The sequence below is a fragment of the Arthrobacter sp. C9C5 genome (genome assembly GCF_013359735.1).
Classification (GTDB): Bacteria; Actinomycetota; Actinomycetes; order Actinomycetales; family Micrococcaceae; genus Arthrobacter.
This window is the reverse complement of record NZ_JABFMX010000005.1, coordinates 135,427-153,851: the sequence shown is the minus strand read 5'-3', so window position 1 is coordinate 153,851 and position 18,425 is coordinate 135,427. Positions and strand designations below refer to the sequence as shown.

14 protein-coding genes are annotated in these 18,425 nt (G+C 66.2%); 2 read left to right on the top strand and 12 right to left on the bottom strand.

Annotated elements, in window-relative coordinates:
• Positions 1 to 78 precede the first annotated feature (78 nt).
• Positions 79 to 1,155 (top strand): non-hydrolyzing UDP-N-acetylglucosamine 2-epimerase, encoded by a 1,077-nt coding sequence (wecB, locus tag HNO80_RS05690; protein ID WP_175321858.1) that lies wholly within the window; start codon positions 79 to 81, stop codon positions 1,153 to 1,155.
• Between the two features lie 99 nt (positions 1,156 to 1,254).
• Here wecB and HNO80_RS05685 read toward each other — a convergent pair whose 3' ends face one another.
• From HNO80_RS05685 to glf, 11 genes are all read right to left on the bottom strand, one after another.
• A complete protein-coding gene (locus HNO80_RS05685; protein ID WP_175321857.1) occupies positions 1,255 to 2,355 on the bottom strand; it encodes a glycosyltransferase in 1,101 nt (366 codons plus the stop codon).
• Positions 2,348 to 3,469, bottom strand: coding sequence for a glycosyltransferase family 4 protein (locus tag HNO80_RS05680; protein WP_175321856.1), 1,122 nt, complete (start codon positions 3,467 to 3,469; stop codon positions 2,348 to 2,350). Before HNO80_RS05680 ends, HNO80_RS05685 begins: the two co-directional genes overlap by 8 nt.
• The gene (locus tag HNO80_RS05675) at positions 3,466 to 4,572 is read right to left on the bottom strand and encodes a glycosyltransferase family 4 protein (RefSeq protein ID WP_349627240.1); all 1,107 of its coding nucleotides are present in this window, start codon (positions 4,570 to 4,572) and stop codon (positions 3,466 to 3,468) included. The genes HNO80_RS05680 and HNO80_RS05675 overlap by 4 nt, the downstream gene beginning before the upstream one ends.
• 53 nt (positions 4,573 to 4,625) lie before the next feature.
• Positions 4,626 to 5,621: a Gfo/Idh/MocA family protein gene (locus HNO80_RS05670; protein ID WP_175321926.1), complete on the bottom strand. Its 996-nt coding sequence runs from the start codon at positions 5,619 to 5,621 to the stop codon at positions 4,626 to 4,628.
• A gap of 1 nt (position 5,622) precedes the next feature.
• A complete protein-coding gene (locus HNO80_RS05665; RefSeq protein ID WP_175321854.1) occupies positions 5,623 to 6,714 on the bottom strand; it encodes a DegT/DnrJ/EryC1/StrS family aminotransferase in 1,092 nt (363 codons plus the stop codon).
• Positions 6,711 to 7,307: an acyltransferase gene (locus HNO80_RS05660; protein ID WP_175321853.1), complete on the bottom strand. Its 597-nt coding sequence runs from the start codon at positions 7,305 to 7,307 to the stop codon at positions 6,711 to 6,713. Before HNO80_RS05660 ends, HNO80_RS05665 begins: the two co-directional genes overlap by 4 nt.
• 51 nt (positions 7,308 to 7,358) lie before the next feature.
• Positions 7,359 to 8,648: a nucleotide sugar dehydrogenase gene (locus HNO80_RS05655; protein ID WP_175321852.1), complete on the bottom strand. Its 1,290-nt coding sequence runs from the start codon at positions 8,646 to 8,648 to the stop codon at positions 7,359 to 7,361.
• Positions 8,649 to 8,745: 97 nt separating this feature from the next.
• Positions 8,746 to 9,471: an ABC transporter ATP-binding protein gene (locus HNO80_RS05650; protein ID WP_175321851.1), complete on the bottom strand. Its 726-nt coding sequence runs from the start codon at positions 9,469 to 9,471 to the stop codon at positions 8,746 to 8,748.
• Complete coding sequence (locus HNO80_RS05645; RefSeq protein ID WP_175321850.1) at positions 9,471 to 10,349, bottom strand: ABC transporter permease; 879 nt, start codon at positions 10,347 to 10,349, stop codon at positions 9,471 to 9,473. The genes HNO80_RS05650 and HNO80_RS05645 overlap by 1 nt, the downstream gene beginning before the upstream one ends.
• Positions 10,346 to 12,367 (bottom strand): glycosyltransferase, encoded by a 2,022-nt coding sequence (locus tag HNO80_RS05640; protein ID WP_175321849.1) that lies wholly within the window; start codon positions 12,365 to 12,367, stop codon positions 10,346 to 10,348. The genes HNO80_RS05645 and HNO80_RS05640 overlap by 4 nt, the downstream gene beginning before the upstream one ends.
• Positions 12,364 to 13,551: a UDP-galactopyranose mutase gene (glf, locus tag HNO80_RS05635; protein ID WP_175321848.1), complete on the bottom strand. Its 1,188-nt coding sequence runs from the start codon at positions 13,549 to 13,551 to the stop codon at positions 12,364 to 12,366. Before glf ends, HNO80_RS05640 begins: the two co-directional genes overlap by 4 nt.
• Before the next feature lie 330 nt (positions 13,552 to 13,881).
• Here glf and HNO80_RS05630 point away from each other — a divergent pair, with 330 nt between their 5' ends.
• Positions 13,882 to 17,865, top strand: a complete 3,984-nt coding sequence (locus tag HNO80_RS05630; RefSeq protein ID WP_217500651.1) for a type VII secretion EssC family protein — start codon at positions 13,882 to 13,884, stop codon at positions 17,863 to 17,865.
• A 27-nt stretch (positions 17,866 to 17,892) separates the two neighbouring features.
• Here the strand turns inward: HNO80_RS05630 and HNO80_RS05625 are convergent, their stop codons facing one another.
• The gene (locus tag HNO80_RS05625) at positions 17,893 to 18,375 is read right to left on the bottom strand and encodes a hypothetical protein (RefSeq protein WP_349627233.1); all 483 of its coding nucleotides are present in this window, start codon (positions 18,373 to 18,375) and stop codon (positions 17,893 to 17,895) included.
• Between the last annotated feature and the right edge of the window lie 50 nt (positions 18,376 to 18,425).

Sequence of the window (18,425 nt, the reverse complement as noted above, 5' to 3'; positions counted from 1 at the left end):
GCGCTCTGACCGGGAATCGTCCCGTGCGCGGAATCACAGCCGCCACGGCCGGGGTCCGCGATCGCCTAAGCTGGAATCATGCGTATTCTCAGCGTCGTCGGCGCAAGACCACAGTTCGTAAAGCTCGCACCGATTGCTTCGGCCCTCTCCGGCAGGGCGGAGCACCTGATCGCCCACACAGGCCAGCACTATGACGAACTCATGAGTGATGTCTTCTTCCGCGATCTTGGGATCCCGTCGCCGGACTTCAACCTCGGCGTCGGATCCGGCAAGCACGGAGCGCAGACGGGGGCCATGCTCGGGGGCCTCGAAGAGATTTTGGAGGAGGCCAAGCCGGACTGCGTGCTGGTTTATGGCGACACGAATTCCACTCTGGCCGCGGCTATCGCCGCCGTGAAGCTGCACATCCCGCTGGCCCACCTCGAAGCGGGCCTGCGCTCCTTCAACCGGCGGATGCCGGAAGAACACAACCGGGTCCTGACCGACCACGCCGCGGACCTGCTGCTGGCACCCACCCAGGTGGCAGTTGATCACTTGGGCAACGAGGGCCTCGGCGCCAAGACGGTCCTCGTCGGCGACGTCATGACCGACGTCCTGTACCAGGTCCGGGACCTGCTGGAGAGCCGGCAGGAACCCCTCCCCCTCGACGTGGCGCGGCAGGGATACTACGTAAGCACCATCCACCGGCCGGACAACACGGATTCCCCGTCACGGCTGAAATCCATCCTGGACTCGTTGGCCTCCCTCGACCGTCCGGTGCTCCTGCTGGCCCATCCGCGTCTGGTGAGCTTCGCCGAACGTCACGGGCTGGCTCTCGAGCAGGGAAGCATCCGGGTGTGCCCCCCGCTGGCCTACCCGCAGCTCGTCAACGCCGTCGTCAACAGTGCCGGCGTCATCACCGACTCGGGTGGCCTGCAGAAGGAAGCATTCCTGTTGCGGGTGCCGTGCACGACTATTCGTCCGGAGACGGAATGGGTTGAGACGCTCGAATCACGGTGGAATGTGCTGGTCAGCGAAGACCTCTCCATCCTCGCCGACACAGTGAAGCGCCCCGCTCCCGAGCCCACGGACGCCGCCCCCTACGGCGACGGGCACGCTGCGGAGAAGATCGTGGATGCCCTGTTGAGCTTCCACGAGGAGCACGGCAAGGGCTAGGAACTACGGCTGCCGGCAGGGGCGGGAACAGGCGAGACCTCGCCAGTTCCCGCCCCTGTTGCTTTTGCCGCAAGTCCTGCCTCCGGACCGCGCCCCGGTCTAAAGCAGGGCAGAGGCCGCCATAAACCTAAGCGGAGCCTCGGGCCTCAGCTGGGCGGCCACACCCGAAGCGATCATGGTTTCCGGCCGGCCGAACCTCCGCCGCGCGGTTGCGGCCGCCAGCATCTCAGCCGAAGGGCCAGGCGCCAGGATACTGCGGAGCAGTCGGACGTCGGCGATCGACAGGGGCTGCTCCGCCCCGGGCGCGGCGGCCAGCAGCGTTCGGGTCACGCGAGCGAACTCTTCGCGGTCAGCGTCCGTCCAACCGCCCTGTTCCTCGCGCGGGAGCACCACGCCAAAGACGTGAACCCGCAGCAGCTTGGTGACCAGGGCCTGGCGCTGGGCCAGGGGTAGCGCAACGAACCACGGGTGGGCGACGAGCTCGAGGGCAAAGGCAAACAGCTCCCCTATGTCCCGCCGCTGCGCGGTCACCCGATCCTGCGCATCGGCGCCGACGACGTATTTGCCCGTCCCGCGCCCGTAGTCGATCCGGCCGCCGCCGAACCAGAGTTTGGCGGAGAAAAGCTGGTCTTCCCCGGTCCGCAGCTCGGTGCTGAATTCGAGGCCGAGCCGCGCTATCTCACTGCGCCGCAGGAGGCCCAGCGGCGCAGTGCGGTAGCTGAGGCGGTCCTTTACCGGATCCAGCTTGAACCGCCGGCCGACACGGACCGGCGGCGTGCGCACCGGCGTCCCGTCGGCATGGCGCTGCGGGGCAATGACCATCGCGGAAGAATGGCGGCGTGCAAGTTCCAGCCACTGGCGAAGTGCGCCGGGCTCCAGATAGTCGTCGCTGCCAAGGATGCACACGAATTCCGCCGTGGCCTGGTCCAGGGCGTGGTTGAACGGCCCGGCCGGGCTGGGTATCCCGTCGCGAAGTTCCAAGAACCTGGTGGCAGAGGCAAGCTCGGCGGGGACGTTTTTCTCGATCTCGGCCCTGGAAATGTTGTGACAGACAACGGTGACCCGGACCCCGCCGGGGGCGTTGACCGCCAAGCCGGCCCTGGCGATCGAGGCGATGGCCCTGGCCACGGGCCGGGTGCTGCTGTGAACTGCGATGACAACGTCCACTGCCGGGCCTGCGCCGTTCACACTGTTATCCACGCTGTCTCCCTCCTCCGGTTGCCGTCGCGGCGAGCACCCGGCCATAGACGTCTTCGAAAAGCCGGCCGACAGTGTTTCGGCTGAACCTGTCCCGGATCGGCGCGGCAATGGCAGCGGGGTCTGCGCCGGCAAAGGTCCGGCGGGCCGCCACGATTGCGGCGGCCAGGGACTCAGGTGAGTCGTCATCAACGAGGACGCCGTTCGCCGCGGTCACGTAGTCGGTGAATCCGCCCACCCGCGGGACGACGACGGCGCGCCCCGCAGAGAGTGCCTCTGCGGCTGACGTGAAGAAGTTCTCGTGCGCCGTCGGGAGGAAGAAGAGGTGGGCCTCTTCGAAAAAGGCGAAGACTTCAGTGGGTGGAACCGTGCCAACCAGGGTGACGTTCCCGCCGAGCTTGAGCTCGGCTATCAGTTCTTCGGCCTCCCGGCGGAGTGGTCCGTCGCCCACCCAGCTGAGGTGCACGTCCTGGCCTGACTCCTTCAGCGCCGCTATGGTCCGAATGGCCAACAGGGGCCTTTTCCCCGGAACCAGGCCGCCGACGGCGACCAGGCGGAGCCTTTCGTCGGCAGGTGGCGGCATCAGCGGTCGCTCGTTGGCCACGACACATGGCACCAGCACCGCGGCCTCCGGACGTGCGAAGGTTTGCAGTTTCTCCACAAGTTCCGCAGTCACGCCTGTGACAGCGTGGGGAAGACGGAGCACCCACCGCAGCCAAGCGAAACGGGGCCATAGCCCGGCCACATTTCGCGGGTTAGTGACACCGCTCCAGTGTTCCGAGTGCACCCAAGGAACTCGCCGCAGGAGTGCCGGCAGCACCGCCACGAGGGCCGAGGAAAAAGCCATCGTGTGCAGCACGTCCGCCGTTGAGCTTTCCTTCAGCAAGAGGCGCAGCATAGACAGAGCCGTCCATGGCCGTCGCGGGTCAAGGGAGATCCGCTGCACGGGCAGGCCGTCATAGGACTCCATGGCCGTTGGCAGGCTGCTGCCCAGCCTGACATGCACCACGCGGACGTCGTGCAGGATTTGGATCGCTTTCGCGTGCTCCAGGTTGAATGGGGCTTGGGCCGGTGAGCCCGGGCTGGGGAACCACGTGGTGACCACAAGGATCTTCATCGTTGATTCCTCCCCACAGCGGCGACGACGGCCGCGGCTGCCTGGCCCGCTGCCGCGAGGGAGGCGTTCTCCGCCACCCACTGCGAGCGGAGTCCGCGTCCGGTGTCGGCGAATTCCAGCGCGGACACCATGGCGGCCGCCACGGCCTGCGGGTCGTGGTCCACCGCGTCGCCGAGCCTGTTGTCGGCCACCACCGCGGCCCCCTCGCCGGATCCGGCGAAAATCACCCGGGTCCCGCACCCGGCGGCGGCATAGATCTTAGTCGGCTTGGCGAAGTCATAGCCCTGACCCGGCTTAATGCTGACGAGGGCCGCTGCGGCTCCCCGCAGCCAGGCCGCGGCCTCCCGGGGTGGAACAACTCCGCCGAAGACTACGCTTCCGGGGGCGACCTCGGCTGCCAGTTCCCGGAGGGCAGGCTCATCCGTGCCCTGCCCGAAAAACCGGATCTCCGCGTCCGGATAAGTCTGTTGCACGATCGGCAGTGCGCGGACAAAAACGTCGGCTCCCTGCCACTCCGAGATGGTTCCGGTGTAGGCAAAATATGGCCGCCCGCTGGCCGCGGCCTCCCCCTGAGGGTTGAAGACGGAGGTGTCGACCCCATTAGCCACCACCCGGAGCCGCTCCGCCGGCACGCCGAATTTCTCGGCCTGCTCGGCAACAGCGTCGGAAATGGCGATAACGCAGGCGGCACGTCGCAGCACGAAGCCTTCGACGCGTCGCATCAGGCCAATAACGACGCCAGGCACATCTGTCGCGGACAGCGCTTCACTCCACACGTCTGCAGCGTAGTAAACAAACGGCCGGCGACGCAGCCAGCTGCTGACGGCTACTACCAGCCCGGTGGTGGGCGGTGGTTCGGAGACGACCACATCCGCGCCCAGAACCAGCAGGCGGAAGAAGGCCGGAATGTCGAAACTCAGGTACTGGATATAGCCGCGGACGTTCCCACCCGGGTCCCTCAGTACCGGCCAGCGGCTGATTTTGAACGGCACGCTGCCGGCCGAGGCCCCGCCGGGGGCACGGGTCGTGACGACCTGGACATCCGCCCCCGTAGCCACCAGCCCATCCACGAGCGCCTGCAGGCGAAAAGCGGCGGCCCCCACTTCGGGCGTGAAAAGCCGGGTGGCGACCGCAACCCTCAATCGGGGTCGCGCCGTCACGAGGCGACGACTTTGACCATCTGCCCGCTGCGCGCGGACTCCAGCACAGCTTCGGCGACCGACAGCGTGTCGAGACCTTCGCGCATGGTGACAACGTCGTTGCGCAGCCCCAGGACGGCGTCACGGAAGGCCTCGTGCTCGGTCCTCAGCGGCTCCGGTTTGGCGATTGCAAGCCGGGTCATGTTGCCCTCGGAGACACCCCGGAAAGCTGCCATCGACTCCCACTCCGTGGCTACGGTGCCGTTTTCGAAGAACGTCAGGTCCGCCGTCACCGTGTCGGCGACGAATGCGCCCTTTTCGCCGGTGACGATCGTCAAACGCTCCTTCATGGGAGAAAGCCAGTTCACGAGGTGATTCGTGATGACGCCGTTTGCCAACTGTCCGGTCGCGGCCACCATGTCTTCATGCGGACGACCACTGCGCGTGGTGACGTGGGCGAAGATCGACTCGAAGCGGCTCTGGGCGAGCCACGCGGTCAGGTCGATATCGTGAGTGCCCAGGTCTTTCACCACGCCGACGTCGGCGATGCGTGACGGGAAGGGACCCTGCCGGCGGGTGGCAATCTGATAAACCTCGCCCAGTTCGCCGGCTTCGATCCGCTTCCGAAGGGACTGCAGGGCGGGATTGAAACGTTCGATGTGACCCACGGCCCCCACCAGGTGCTTGGCCTCGAACGCATCTACCAGGCGCTGTCCTGCCTCGGCGCTGGCGGCGATCGGCTTCTCCACGAGGGTGTGGACGCCCGCGTCGGCCAGTGCCAGGCCGACTTCCTCATGCATCCCCGTGGGGACGGCGGCAACGGCCATGTCGAGTCCCTCGGCGATAAGTTCTTCCACCGAAGAGAGCACCTTGAGGCCACCGGCCACACCGTGGGGATCACCGTAGGCGTCCGCTACCGCCACCAGGTCCACACCGGGCAACTCGCGAAGGACCCGGGCATGGTGCCGGCCCATCATTCCCAGCCCGATCAGGCCAACACGCAGGTTCGCCATCTCAGGCACCGGCCTTGGCGACGGCGTTGACGGCAGTGACGATTCGCTCGAGGTCGTCCTGGCTCAGGGAGGGGTGAACCGGCAGCGAGAGCACTTCCTTGGCCGCCGTCTCCGTGTTGGGCAGGTCCTCCGTCCGGTTGAAGGACGGAAGCCGGTGGTTCGGGACCGGGTAGTACACGCCGGTTCCGATGTTGTACTCCTCCCGCAGGGCCTTGGCCAGTCCGTCGCGGTCCTCGGTGACCCGGATCGTGTACTGGTGGTAGACGTGGCCCGCCCCCGCCGCGACTGCCGGGGTGCCGACGTTCTCCAGGTTGGCGTCGAGGAAAGCCGCATTCTGCTGCCGCTGCGCGGTCCAGCCCAGCACCTTGGTGAGCTGGACGCGGCCAATGGCGGCGTGCAGGTCAGTCATGCGGGCGTTGAAGCCGACGATCTCGTTCTCGTACTGCTTTTCCATGCCCTGGTTGCGCAGCAGCCGAAGCTTGTGCTCGACGGCGGCGTCCGACGTCGTCACCATGCCGCCCTCACCGGACGTCATGTTCTTGGTCGGGTACAGGCTGAACATGGCAAAGGTGCCGAAGCTGCCCACCTTCTTGCCATTGAAGCTTGCGCCATGCGCCTGGGCTGCGTCCTCGTAGAGGTCGATGCCCCGCTCCGCGGCAAGCTTGCCGAGGCCCTCGACGTCGAAGGGGTGACCGTACAGGTGGACCGGCATGATGCCCTTGGTCTTCTCCGTAATCAGCGAAGCAACATGCTCCGTGTCCAAGGTGTAATGGTCCAGCTCAATGTCAGCGAAGACGGGAGTAGCGCCGGTCAGTGCCACCGCGTTGCCGGTGGCGGCAAAGGTGAAGGACGGCACAATGACTTCGTCGCCCGGGCCTACGCCGGCGGCGAGGAGACCCAGGTGGAGACCCGACGTGCCGGAATTCACGGCAACGGCCGCGCGGCCGTCAACGAGCACAGACGAGAATTCGGTTTCAAACTCAGCTACCTGCTTGCCCTGGGCCAACATTCCGGAGGCGAGTACGGCGTCTACGGCCGCCCGCTCTTCGTCGCCGATGATCGGTTTGGCTGCGGGGATAAAGTCCGGGCTCATGCGTTGTCCTCTGCCTCTTTCAGGAAATTTTCTTCTTCAACATACTTGGCGCCCGTCTCCGGGCACACCCAGAACCCGTCCGCCTCACGCAGCGGGAAGCCGGCCTTGCCGACCCAGCCGAGCCGCTTGGCAGGCACTCCGGCCATCAGGGCGAAGGCGGGTACATCCTTCGTGACGACGGCGCCTGCGGCGATGGTCGCCCAGCGGCCGATCGTCACCGGCGCCACGCAGACGGCGCGGGCTCCGATGGACGCCCCGTCCTCGATCGTGACGCCCACCGGGGTCCAGTCGTGCGCGCTCTTCAACGATCCGTCGGGACTGACTGAGCGGGGGTAGGTATCGTTCGTCAGGACCACTGCAGGCCCGATGAACACGCCCTTGCCCAGCTTTGCGGGCTCGTAGACCAGCGCGTAGTTCTGGATTTTGGTGTTGTCGCCAATCTGGACACCGGTGCCTACGTAGGCGCCGCGGCCGACGATGCAGTTTTCTCCCAGGGTGGCGTCCTCACGCACCTGGGCCAGGTGCCAGATCTTTGTACCTGCGCCCAGCACGGCGCGGTCCGAAACATCGGCGCTCGGGGCAATGTTGTTCATCGTGGATCTCCTGTCAAAGGGAAAAAGTGATCGGCGCAGGCTGCGAGGAGGTCACGCCTTGCCGATGACGCGGTACTGGACGCCATCCCATGCCTCAGGGGTGCTCACCCTGCGGCCGTCGATGAAGACCCGGACGCCCGGGAGCTGCTGCGGCCCCAGCGTGCGGTACTCGGCGTGGTCGGCCTGAACCACGGCCGCGTCGACCGGTTCCCCTAGGTGATAGGGCTCGAAGCCCAGCTTCTGGAGTTCTTCGTCGGTGTACAGCGGGTCATGGACTAGCGCCGCGGCGCCGCGCTGTTCAAGGGCCTTCACTGCGTCGAAGACACCCGAAAACGCCGTCTCCTTGACCCCGCCGCGGTACGCGGCGCCAAGAACGACCACGCGGGCGCCGGTGAGGTCGCCGAAAGCTCCCTCCAGCAGTCCGATGGTGTACGACGGCATGTCTGCGTTGGCGGCGCGGGCAGCGCGCACCACCGTCGCCTCCGGATCGTTCCACAGGTACAGCCGCGGGTAGACGGGGATGCAATGTCCGCCGACGGCGATTCCCGGGGTGTGGATGTGGCTGTAGGGCTGCGAGTTGGCGGCCTCGATGACCTGGTAGATGTCAATGCCAGCCGTGGCGGCATAGCGGGCAAACTGGTTGGCGAGGCCGATGTTGACGTCGCGGTAGGTGGTTTCCGCCAGTTTCGACAACTCCGAGGCCTCGGCGGAGCCCAGATCCCAGACGCCGTTCGGGCGGGCCAGGTCGGTCCGCTCGTCGAAGTCCAGGACAGCCTCGTAAAACTCGACAGCTTTGGCGGCCCCGGCTTCCGACAGGCCTCCGACCAGCTTGGGGTACTTGCGCAGGTCCGCGAACACACGGCCTGTGAGCACGCGCTCCGGAGAGAACACGAGGTGGAAGTCCTGGCCTTCGACCAGGCCCGAGGCCGATTCGAGTGCCGGCTTCCAACGGGTCCGGGTTGTGCCGACCGGAAGGGTGGTCTCGTAGGAGACCAAGGTGCCGGGCGTCAGGTGTTTGCCAAGTTCGGCGGTCGCCGCGTCCATCCAGCCGAAATCAGGATTCGCATCCGCATCGACGAACAGCGGCACGACGAGGACAACGACGTCGGCTTCGGGGACCGCGTCCGCGTAGTCGGTCGTCGCCCGGAGCTTACCCGCCGGCACCAGCTCGGAAAGCTTTTCCTGCAGCTGGGCTTCGCCGGGGAATGGCTCCGTTCCGGCGTTGATGAGGTCTACAACCTGCCGGTTAACGTCGACGCCGACGACCTCATGCCCCTTGGAGGCAAACTGGACGGCCAAGGGCAAGCCGATCTTTCCCAACGCAATTACAGCAATCTTCACGATTCTCGTGCCTTTTCTCTCATACCTGATGGCGGGGCCGAAGGACCTGTCTCCACAGTAGCGGCTGCCGCGCCGCGTCGGCGGCGGGGTGTGCCGACTAGTTGCGTAGCCTGCTTACCGCCTCGTTAATCGGCCCATCAAACAATACATTTCCGTGCTCAAGCAGGACACCGCGGGCACAGATCCGGGACACGAGGTCCAGGTCGTGGCTGACGACGACGAGGGTCTTGCCGCGCTCTGCCAGCTCCTTGATCTTTTCAATGCACTTGCGCTGGAACGGTTCGTCCCCCACCGCGAGAATTTCGTCGATGAGGAAAACCTCGGGGTCTGTATGGACGGCCACCGAGAAGGCCAAGCGGAGGTACATGCCGGAGGAGTAAAACTTCACTTCGGTATCAATGAATTCACCGATCTCGGCGAATTCCACGATCGACTCGAAGCGGTCGTTGACCTCCTGTTCAGTCATCCCGAGGATTGCTCCATTCAGGTACACGTTGTCGCGGCCGGAGAGGTCGGGATGGAAGCCGGCCCCGACCTCGATCAGGCCGGCGACCCGGCCCCGGGTACGCACCGATCCGCTGTCCGGGAGCATCACGCCGGAGATGTGCTTGAGCAGCGTGGATTTCCCCGAACCGTTAAGTCCGAGCAGGGCAACGGTCTCGCCTGTCTGGACATGGAGCGAGACGTTCCTGAGCGCGTGGAACTTCTTGGTCAGGTCACCTTTCCTGCCCTTGGCGAGCCACACCACGGCTTCCTTGATGGAGCGGGTGTGGCGGAGCACGAACTGCTTGCTGATGTCGGTGACTTCGATTGCGTTAACCACTACAGCTCCTGGGCGAAACGGCCTTCGAGCCGTCGGAAGGTGAATTGGCCGAGAGCCAGCACGAGGACGGACACAACGAGACCGACAGGGAACCAGAGCCCCAGCAGGTCCGGCGGCATGGGCGCAGACCCGTCGGTGGTGGGATACCAGAAGGCGTAATGGAACAGCTCCACGCCGACGGTGATCGGGTTGGCCTGGTAGACCGCAAAGGCGGCTGCTCCGAGCTTCGCCTCGACCATGGACCACGCGTACATCACAGGCGAGGCCCAGGTTGCCACCATGAGCAGCATGTCGACCAGGTTCTCCGAATCGCGGAAGTACACGTTGGCCGCGCCGAAGAGCAGCCCGAGTCCGGCTGCCAGCAGCGCGACGATGGCAAAACCTCCGACGGCCGAGAGCAGCTGGAGGAGGTCAGGCTTCCAGCCAGTGAACAGGCAAGCCGTCACCAGCACCACCAGCTGCGGGAAAAAGTGCACTGCCGAAACCCACACCGAGGCCACCGGGAACAGTTCCCGGGGCAGGTAGATCTTCTTGATCAGGTTGCCGTTGTGCACGATCGACCGGGCGGCATTTCCCAGGGCCTCCGTGAAGAAGTTGATCAGTACGATGCCTGAAAATAGGTAGACAGCGTAGTTCGTCAGCCCCTCGGGGTTCCGGGGGCTTCGCTCCAGCCCTAGGAAGACGCCTAGGGCAATGTAGAAAACGATGAACTGAACACCCGGCTTGACGTAGGACCAGAGCAGGCCCAAAACGGATCCGCGGTAGCGAATCTTGAGTTCCTTGCGGACGAGAAGCTTGAGCAGGAACCGTGAGCGGCCCACATCTGCAAGGCCCCGGCCCAGCCCCGGCTCAACGAGTTCCTGCACGTTGGCACTCATCGGGCGTCGTCGCCTTCACTGTTGGCGTCAAAGGTCTTCTGCCACGCATCCATGGACGTTATCTCAGCGAGGGCGCCGCGGTACTCCTGCTTCAGCGTCGGCCACTTGCGCAGCACTTCGCCATACACCTTGATGCTTTCGGCGAGCAGGGCGCGTACCCGGCGGGGATCGCGCTTGTACCAGGACACGGCGCTACCCTCGGCGTTGGATACCAGCGCGCTGTCGAACTGCGAGACCCTCCACCATTTGTTGTCCTGATGAGGCACGATGGTCTCAGGATGGGCCCGGCTGGAGTCCGATACCGGGAAGCCGACGTGCCGTACCACCGTCTTTGTCAACCATGGCAGCAGCTGAAGGTAGGACGGTACCGATACGCCCTTGCCGCGGCGGGGAACCTTGGTGGACATCACCGACGGGTAGTCGTCAAAGCTGGGCTTGAACTGCGCCTCCGAGAACTGTTGGGCCATGGACCGGATCTCGGGGAGCTTCGTCGGGAGTATCCTGTGCAGGCTCCCGGGGCCCTGCAGCAGGTCCTTCATGGCCTCGATCCGGCCCTGCAACGTGTAGTACTGCATCGAAATGTTGTGCTTGAGATCCAGTTTGATCGAGTTCTCCACGAGGCCGCCGCCGAATTCATAGGGGCTGTGCAGCAACGCGTAGATGAAGCGGTTCCGGGTGTGGAAGTAGGCCTGCCAGCCGACGAGGTCGTCCTTGTCGATCCAGGAGACATGCCAGACTGCCGAACCGGGCAAGGAAACGGTGTTGTAGCCCGCAGCCTTGGCTCGTACGCCGTATTCGGCGTCATCCCACTTAATGAAGACAGGCAACGACAGGCCGATCTCGCGGATGACCGTGGTAGGGATCAAGCACATCCACCAGCCGTTGTAGTCGACGTCGACACGCCGGTGCATCCATGGCGTGTCCCTCAGGTTCCGCTGCGCAAAGTTGTGCCGCATTTCCTGGTTGGGATTGGGTTCCGCGGGGCCGATCAGGTACGGGTTGACAACCTCGCCGAGGGTGTGAAGAACGTTGCGGTCATGAAGGTCGAACATGTGGCCGCCGACCAGGGTGGGTTTCTTGCAGTAATCAGCGAAGGTGCCGAGCCGGGTGAGGCTCTCGGCCTCGATGACGACGTCGTCGTCAAGGAGCAGGACGTAGTCACTGCCGTTTTCCACCGCCTCGTACATGCCTCGGGCGAAGCCGCCCGATCCGCCAAGGTTGTTTTGGTTGATGATCCGGAGCTTGCCGCCGAGCGCACTCTTAACCTCGGCGAAGCCTTCGGCGTCGGCCACCTTTTCGGTGCCCTGGTCGACGACGATGACCTCTTTGACCTGCTCCAGCGCCTCAGGGTGCTGCCCAAGAATGCGGAGATTGTTGATGCAGTAGCCGGTCTTGTTCAGGGTCGTGATTTCCAGGGTGATCGAACCGGTCTGCCGCCTTGCCGCCTGCGTCTGCCATTCGGCTCCGAGAAACTCCATCTCCTCGGTTCCGGCAGTAACGTCAAACCAGTACCAGCCGCCGTCGCCGAAGGGCGCCAAGGACAGAATGAACTCTGTCTGAGCTTCGCCGTCGACCCTGGCGGTCTCAACGTGCTGAAGAGAACCTCGGGCGTTGGACCGGTAGATGCTGACCGTGCCGCGTCCGGAAGTCCGAACCCGCAGGCGGACTTCTTCCACCGTGGTCCAGCGGCGCCAGTAGCTGGCGGCGAAGGCGTTGAAATAGGTGGCGAAGGAGATTCGCTCACCTGCACGCACCGAGGCGCTGGTCCGCGACGTGACGTCATCCGCATGCGCCATCCGGGCCGGATCGAGGAGCTTGACCGGGGTCTTGGACCGGCCAAATCCAGACAGTTCCCCCGCGATGTCGGCGGCACTGCTGACCACGCCGGAGTCCATGTACAGCGGAAGGGTCTCAAGCCCGCGCTCGCCCGGCAGGATCACGCGCTGAATGGTTTGCCAAGCGCCTTCGTTGCCCGTCTCCGTTGTCAACGTTTCATTGTCTTGCTGGCCTACGCTCATGCGTCCACTCCTCCGCTTTCAATCTTGGCGCCGGCCTCGAAGTGCGGGCGGATCTTGTTCTCGAACATGGTCAGGGCGGAACCGATGGCCATGTGCATGTCCAGGTACCTGTAGGTGCCCAGGCGTCCGCCGAAGAGCACGTCCCGCTCGGCGGCCGCGAGGTCGCGGTACTTGAGCAGGCGTTCGCGGTCAGCCGCGGTGTTGATCGGGTAGTAGGGCTCGTCGCCCTTCTCGGCCGCGCGGGAGAACTCGCGCATGATGACGGTCTTTTCCGTCTGGTACTCGCGCTCGGGGTGGAAGTGGCGCGGCTCGATGATGCGGGTGTAGGGGACGTCGGCGTCGTTGTAGTTGACCACCGATGTTCCCTGGAAGTCTCCGACGTCGAGCACTTCCTCTTCGAAGTCGATGGTGCGCCAGGAGAGGTCGCCTTCGGCGTAGTCGAAGTAGCGGTCCACCGGGCCGGTGTAGACGACCGGAATGTTGCCGACGACCTTGTCCTTGCTGTACTCATGCGACTCGTCGAAGAAGTCGGTGTTGAGTCGGACCTCGATGTTCGGGTGCTCGGCCATCTTCTCGATCCACGCGGTGTAGCCGTTGGTCGGCAGGCCCTCGTACTTGTCGTTGAAGTAGCGGTTGTCATAGTTGTAGCGCACCGGGAGCCGGGAGATGATGCCGGCGGGCAGATCCTTCGGATCCGTCTGCCACTGCTTACCGGTGTAGTGCTTGATGAACGCCTCGTAGAGGGGGCGACCGATGAGCTGGATGCCCTTGTCGTTCAGGTTCTGCGGGTCGGTACCGGCAAGCTCCCCGGCCTGTTCCTTGATTAGGTCCTGGGCCTGGCCCGGGGTCAGGTTCGCGCGGAAGAACTGGTTGATGGTGGCCAAGTTGATGGGCAGGGAGTAGACCTCGCCCTTGTGGACGCCGTAGACCTTGTGCACGTAGTTGGTGAACGTCGTGAAGCGGTTGACGTACTCCCAGACGCGGTCGTTGGAGGTGTGGAAGAGGTGCGCGCCGTACCGGTGGACTTCGATCCCGGTCTGCTCTTCTTTTTCGCTGTAGGCATTGCCGCCGATGTGGTGGCGGCGGTCGATTACGACGACCTTCAAGCCCAGCTCGGTGGCGGCCTGTTCTGCGATTGTCAGGCCGAAAAAGCCCGACCCTACGATGACGAGGTCAGCGGTCACAAAATCTCCTGATTCGAATGTGGGCAGCGCAATGTTGTGCATTGTCTGCTGCTCTAGACTACCGAGCCAGACGCCGGTGCCACGAATCGCGGCCGGCCAGGGCGGTGTGCCGCAGGAGCTGCCCGGTCTCGGGCCGCGCCCGATTGCCCCCGGCGGCGGGTCTTTTCCACATCGGGCGCTTTTCCACATGGCCGGATTCGGTGGCCTGCCGGTCCGGCGCCTTCCCTAGCGTGGGTTTTGCGCGCGTCCCCGCCCCCGTCCGAAGGAAGGAGCCTCCCGGTGTTGCTGCAGTGCACTCTGGTCCGTGGACCTGTCGCGGCACAGCCGGGGATGCCCGTGGAACTGTCTATCGAACTGCCGGCAGGCTGCCCCGGGGCGGAACTGGAGTCAGCACTGGCCCGGAGGTTCGGCACGGTCGGGCTGACGGTGGCCGGCTCTCCTCTCGGCGCCCTGACCGCCGGCACCGCCCCGTTGGTCACCGGCGCCGTCCTGGTCGACGGCGCCGGTGACGGTGCCGGCCCGGCCTCCGACGGCGGTTCCGTCTCCGGCGCGGCCTTACTGCTGGCTGTACTCAGCGGACCAGGCGCCGGGACGGTACTTCCGCTGCGCCGGGGCCACTGCCTCCTGGGCCGCGCCGGGACTGAACTCGTGCTTCCCGATCCCGAACTGTCCCGCGAACACGCCCGGCTGGAGGTCACCAATTCCGCAGTCACCCTGGTCGATCTGGGCAGCGCCAATGGAACCACTGTCGACGGCAGTCCGGTGAAGACCGCCCGGGTCTCGAGCGATTCCGTCATCGGCTGCGGCCAGTCCACCCTGGGCCTGGTGTTCCGCGGCGGGCGCACCGGACAGCGCGGCAACGGTGCCGGGGCGGGAGGTGCCGAGGCCGGCACTGACACGACGGAACCGCTCCGGATCCCCAATCCGGTCTCCCCGGCCAACCGCGCCGTGCTTCTCCTCACCGCAGTCCTGCCCTTGGCCGTGGGGGCCGCGCTGGCCGTCGCAACGGGCATGTGGATGTTCCTGGCATTTTCCGCCGTTGCGGGTGTATCCGTGCTGATACCGGCGCTGTCCGGCCGAAGACGGCGCCGTGAGCTGAAGGCGGCGGTAGCTACCGCAGTGGACGAAGACCGCGATCGACGGCGCCGGGCCGCGCCGTCTGCCGCCGATCTGGTCACCGACGCCGGGTCACCGGAATCCAGCGGTGCATCGGAGGTTGAACCCGGGCCCGTGTGGCTGCGGCTAGGGCTGGCCCCGGAGAGCGCGAGAATCCGGTTAGACCCGGACGATCCCGGGTTCTGCGCCCCTCCCGTGGGCCCCGTCCCCGTGTGCCTGGACCCCTCGTCCCCGACAGAACTCCGGGGCCCGGCAGACTCCCTCGCGGGGCTGATCCGCTTCCTGGTCATGCAGCTTGCGAGCTACCCCCGGGCACGCCGAACCCGGGTGCTGCTGCATGGTCCGGCGACGTCCCTGCCCCTGGCGGCACGCTTCCTGGCGCGGGTTTCCCTGTCCGCTAGTGATTCAATGACCGCCGCGCAGCTTGCCGCCGGCCCCGGCCCAGGCTGTGACCGCGGCGTGCTGATCATCGTCACAGACACCGGAGGCGCCCAGGCGCTCTGCGCTGCGGCAACCCCAAACGGCTGGCAAGTACTCAGCTGTTCTGCCGCTGAGCAGGCCGGCGCCGGCCGCCAGTCAGTCGTGCTCGGCGAGCGCCGGGCCTTTCTCTTCTCTGGCACCGCAAAGACAGCCTTTGCCCCCGACCTTGTTCCGGAAGACGTCTTTGACCGCTTCTGCCGGAACCGGGGCCAGCATGAAACCGTCACAGACAGCGAAACAGGGCAGATCCCGGACGACTGCCGCCTAGCCGACTTCCTGCCGCTCTCGGCCGCGGATGTGAAACAGCGTTGGGAATCGGTCGGCCGTTCACTGGTGCGCGGGCTGTCCGTTCCTGTTGGCTGCGCGGCATCCGGGCCGCTCCACGTGGACCTGCAGGCGGACGGCCCCCACCTGCTCGTGGCCGGAACCACGGGCTCCGGAAAATCTGAGTTCCTGAGGACTCTGGTGGCCGGGCTGGCGGCCAGCTACCCGCCGGACCTCGTTAACCTGCTGTTTGTCGATTTCAAGGGCGGCTCCGGGCTTGGGCCGTTGACCGGCCTGCCGCATTGCGTCGGGATGCTGACCGATTTGTCGAGCCACGAAGTGGAGCGCAGTCTGGCCTCGCTCCGCGCCGAGGTCCGCTACCGCGAGGAACTGCTGGCCGCGGGCGGCGTGCCTGACCTCACCGCCTACCAGGCGCAGGCCACGGATACGACGCAGGCGCCAGTATTGCCTGTGCTGCCCCATCTGGTCCTGGTAATCGACGAATTCCGGATGCTGGTGGAGGAGGCGCCCGCCGCGTTGACGGAGCTCATGCGGATCGCAGCCATCGGACGCTCGTTGGGAATCCACCTCGTTATGGCCACGCAGCGGCCGCAGGGGGCGCTCAACGCGGACATCCGAGCCAATGTTACAAGCAGCATCGTCCTGAGGGTCCAGTCGGAGCTGGAGTCTTCCGACATCATGAACTCGCGGCTCGCCGCCGCCATTTCGCTGGGGAGGCCGGGGCGCGCCTACCTCGTGCGCGGAAGCGGAAGACCCGAGGAATTCCAGACCGCCGCCCTGGCGGCCCCCTCGCCTCCTGCTGGCACCGTCGTGACGGTCACGGAAGCCGCGGCCCTGCTGCAGCGGAGACCTGCTGGCCTCCAGCCTTGGACGGATCGGCCCGTCGTTCCTAACCCGCAGCGGGACGCTGCTCCCCTGGTGCGCCTGACGTCACGGCTGTGGGCAGAGCACGGCGGCGAGCTCCCCCGGCGCCCGATAGCGGAGCCGCTGGCGGGATCGCTGCCGCTGCCCCGCCATGCGGCCGGCCCCGCCATCGCGGCGCCCGCGCGAGGGCTGCTGCTGGGGATGCTTGACGTGCCGGAAGAGCAGCGACTTCGTGAGCTCCGCTGGTGTGCGCCCCGTCATGGCCACCTGGCCCTCCTCGGCGGCGCCCCGGGCGGTACGCCGACCGGGGCGGCCGGTGCCCTGAGTCTCACGGTGGACCGGCTGTTGGACAGCACGGTCGAGTCGCACCTGTATATCCTCGATGCGGATGGCTCCCTACGCGGAGCAGCTTCCTCGCCCAGAGTCGGCGCGTGGGCAGGCGCCCACGAGCTGCGTCGGGCTGTCCGGGTACTCGAACGGCTGGCAGAGGAGGTCCGCAGCCGGCTTACCGCTCCCCGAACAGCGGACACCCCGGCGCTGGTTCTTGTACTGAACAACTGGGGGGCGTGGGTATCAGCGTTCCGGGCCGGCCCTCTGGCCTGGGCCGAGGACCTCGTCCACGACATCATCCGCGACGGCCCCGCGGCGGGCGTTGCCGCCGTCGTCTCCGGCGAGCGCGAACTCGTGGCCGCGCGGTTCTTCGCTGCGCTTCCCAACCGCATCTTCTTCCCCGCCGGGTCGACAGAGGAAACCCGGCACGGCTGGCCGCGGCTACCGGATATTCCGTCCATCCCCGGCAGGGTGGCCGTAGCCGGTCCCTTCGCCGAAACCTCCCCGCACGCAGCCCAGCTTTACGAGCCGGCGGATGCAGCATCCAGGCCGCGCACCACCGTGCCTCTGATCGAGCGCCCCACAGCCCGGCCGTTCCGCATCGAGCCGCTTCCGGCAAGAGTGACCGTTGCCGAGGTCCGGGCCCGGATCGGCCCGGCGTCCACGCAGCAGGCACCGCCGGCAAGAGGCGCCCGGCTCTGGATCGGGGTGGGCGGAGATGAACTCGGACCGGTCGGAGTTCCGCTGCCACCGGCCAGCGTTCTTGCCGTCCTCGGCGGACCGGCTTCGGGGAAAACGTCCCTTGTTAAGGCGTTGCCGGGCCTCAATCCCTCCGCGGACTGGCTGCCTCCCGCGGTGGGAAGCGATCCGGCCCGACATTGGTCCGCCGTGCTGGAGCGGGCGCGCACCGGACAGCTCGACCACTCCGCCATCGTGGTAGTTGATGACGCGGATCTCCTGGGCATGGACGCCAACCTGCGGCTGTCGGAGCTCAACGCCCTGGGCTGGACGGTCGTGCTGACCGCGGGCTACAGTCCCGTCATCCAGCAGCGCGTGCCGCTAACGCTCCAGGCCCGCGGCCAGGGCATCGGGATCCTGATCGGTCCCCGGAAACTCATGGACGGCGACATTCTCGGTGTCCGGTTCGACCCGGAGCCCTGCCCGCCGCCCGGCCGTGCCCTTGTCGTAGTGAATGGCCGGCCTTCGGCCGTGCAGCTGGCGGTCGCGGAACCGCCCTAGGCGGGACTTGCGTCTGTCCCGCGGGCACTACAGGGCTCGGCTTGAACCGCCCGGCCGGGACGCGAACGCAATGACGCGCTTGTCGAAGAGCAGCACGATGGCCAGGGCCGCCGGCAGCAGCATGGCCAGTCCGGCCAGGGGGTAGCCTCCGGTGAGGGTCGGGAAGCCGATGGTGAGCATGAACAGCTGGGCCACCAGCGCCCCGGCTCTTGGCCAGCGGTACCCTCGGAAGAGGAAGTGGCTCACGGCAAGGAGCCAGGCCGAGAAAGCCAGCAGCAGACCGAGGGTGAAGACCGCGCCCCAGAAGGACAGGACCGGTGCACCGGTCAGCAGCTGGAATCCGTACCAGCCTGCCGCCACCAGCAGCGCCGCGGCCTCCAGGGCTGTGACGACCGATACGACGGTGATTCCGGCAGGTCTGGCGGCGGGAGCCGGCACCGGGCCGCCGGCCTCTGGACCGCCGGGCTGCGGGTCAGCGGGATCTGCGGGGTTCACTGGGGGTCTTGACACACTGGCACCCTACCCGACATAGTCAAACAGCATTGGGGGTTCCGCCAGGC

Bases quoted from the DNA above. Each gene is read 5' to 3' on its own strand.
- wecB (WP_175321858.1), top strand. From the start codon at position 79: ATGCGTATTCTCAGCGTCGTCGGCGCAAGACCACAGTTCGTAAAGCTC.
- HNO80_RS05680 (WP_175321856.1), bottom strand. From the start codon at position 3,469: ATGAAGATCCTTGTGGTCACCACGTGGTTCCCCAGCCCGGGCTCACCG.
- HNO80_RS05670 (WP_175321926.1), bottom strand. From the start codon at position 5,621: ATGGCGAACCTGCGTGTTGGCCTGATCGGGCTGGGAATGATGGGCCGG.
- HNO80_RS05665 (WP_175321854.1), bottom strand. From the start codon at position 6,714: ATGAGCCCGGACTTTATCCCCGCAGCCAAACCGATCATCGGCGACGAA.
- HNO80_RS05660 (WP_175321853.1), bottom strand. From the start codon at position 7,307: ATGAACAACATTGCCCCGAGCGCCGATGTTTCGGACCGCGCCGTGCTG.
- HNO80_RS05645 (WP_175321850.1), bottom strand. From the start codon at position 10,349: ATGAGTGCCAACGTGCAGGAACTCGTTGAGCCGGGGCTGGGCCGGGGC.
- HNO80_RS05640 (WP_175321849.1), bottom strand. From the start codon at position 12,367: ATGAGCGTAGGCCAGCAAGACAATGAAACGTTGACAACGGAGACGGGC.
- HNO80_RS05630 (WP_217500651.1), top strand. From the start codon at position 13,882: ATGCCCGTGGAACTGTCTATCGAACTGCCGGCAGGCTGCCCCGGGGCG.